The following is a 1,977-nucleotide window of genomic DNA, read 5'->3' as shown; positions in this document are numbered from 1 at the left end:
GACCGGCCCCCGCTGCCCGCCGGGAGCACCGCCGAACCGGCCCACGTCACCCCCGTCGAGGACGCCCCGACGACGGCGTTGTGCGTCGAGGAGCGGGACGGGCACCTCTACGTCTTCCTCCCGCCGCTGCAGGAGGCGGCCGACGCCGTCGAGCTGCTGGGCGTGGTCGAGCGGGCCGCCCGGGAGGTCGGCCCGGTCGTCCTGGAGGGCTACGCCCCGCCCGGCGACCCGCGCACCCGGACGCTGACGGTCACCCCGGACCCGGGCGTCATCGAGGTCAACGTGCACCCCACGGCGACCTGGCCCGAGCTGACCGAGCTGACCCGCACGCTGCACACGCTGGCGCACGAGGTCGGGCTGGGCGCCGAGTCCTTCGCCCTGGACGGGCGCCACACCGGTACCGGCGGCGGCAACCACATCACCCTCGGCGGGCCGACGCCCGCGGACTCGCCCCTGCTCAGACGGCCCGACCTGCTCGTCTCCATGCTGACCTACTGGCAGCAGCACCCGAGCCTGTCCTACCTGTTCAGCGGCACCTTCATCGGCCCGACGAGCCAGGCCCCGCGCGTCGACGAGGGCCGCCACGAGACGCTCTACGAGCTGGAGATCGCCTTCGCCGAGCTGGAGCGGCTGAAGGACGAGGCCCGCCCCTGGCACGTCGACCGCGCGCTGCGCCACCTGCTCACCGACATCACCGGCAACACCCACCGCGCCGAGTTCTGCATCGACAAGCTGTTCAGCCCGGACTCCGAGCGCGGCAGGCTCGGCCTGCTGGAGCTGCGCGGGTTCGAGATGCCGCCGCACCCGGACATGGCCCTGGTCCAGGCGCTGCTGGTGCGGGCGCTCGTCGCGCGGTTCTGGGCCGAGCCGTACACCGGCAGGCTGGTCCGCTGGGGCACCCGGCTGCACGACTCGTTCATGCTGCCCGCGTTCGTGGGCGCGGACGTCGCGGAGGTGGTCGCGGACCTCGAGGCGCACGGGATCGCCTTCGAGGCGGGCTGGCTGGACCCGTTCCTGGAGTTCCGGTTCCCCCGGCTCGGGAAGGTCGACGTCGCCGGGGTCACGATGGAGCTGCGCAGCGCCATCGAGCCGTGGCACGTGCTCGGCGAGGAGATGAGCTCGGGCGGGGTGGCGCGCTACGTCGACTCGTCCGTCGAGCGGGTGCAGATCGAGGTCACCGGCGCGCTGTCCGACCGCTACGCCGTGACCTGCAACGGCGTCCCCGTGCCCCTGCACCCGGCCGCCACGGGCGACGGGCTCGTGGCCGGCATCCGGTACCGGGCGTGGGCCCCGCCGAGTGCCCTGCACCCGACGATCGGCGTGCACTCCCCGCTGGTGTTCGACCTGGTGGACACCTGGAACGAGCGGTCGCTGGGCGGCTGCACCTACCACGTCGTGCACCCGGGCGGCCGCGCCTACGAGCACTACCCGGTCAACGCCAACGAGGCCGAGGCCCGCCGCAACGCCCGGTTCACCCCGTACGGCCACTCGCCCGGCCCGGTCGACACGAGCCTGTGGAAGGCTGAGCCGAACGGCGAGTACCCGAGGACCCTCGACCTGCGCCGCCATCCCCGGGAGTGAGACGTGTTCGACGAGATGCGGGACGCCTCCGGTGCCGTCCGGCCTCTCTGGGCGGGGCTCGCCGGGGTCCTCGACGCGGCCGGTCCCGGGGGCCTGCAGGCCCGCCGGGCGGACACCCTGCGCCTGCTGGCGGACGACGGCGTCGCCTACCACCCGCCGGGCGCCGAGGCCGAGCAGCTGTGGGAGCTCGACCCGCTCCCCCTCGTGCTCGACGGCACCGAGTGGGCCGGGATCGAGCGGGGCGTGGCACAGCGGGCCGAGCTGTTCGACCGGCTGCTCGTCGACCTCTACGGCCCCCGCTCGGTCGTGACCCGCGGGCTGCTCCCGGTCGAGGTCGTCGACGGCCATCCCGGCTACCTGCAGGGCTGGCGCCGTCCCGCCGGGGCGCCGCCGCGG

Annotated in this window: 2 protein-coding genes; both read left to right on the top strand. The window is 74.8% G+C overall.

What is annotated here, in order from left to right:
* Positions 1-1,581 (top strand): transglutaminase family protein (locus H5J29_RS30645; RefSeq protein WP_220188134.1); only part of this gene is annotated, 1,581 nt, incomplete at its 5' end.
* A gap of 3 nt (positions 1,582-1,584) precedes the next feature.
* A partial coding sequence (locus tag H5J29_RS30640) for a circularly permuted type 2 ATP-grasp protein (protein ID WP_181784430.1) occupies positions 1,585-1,977 on the top strand: 393 nt, incomplete at its 3' end.

The organism is Pseudonocardia pini (genome assembly GCF_013870575.1).
Classification (GTDB): domain Bacteria; phylum Actinomycetota; class Actinomycetes; order Mycobacteriales; family Pseudonocardiaceae; genus Pseudonocardia; species Pseudonocardia pini.
This window is presented reverse-complemented; position numbering and strand designations above follow the sequence as displayed.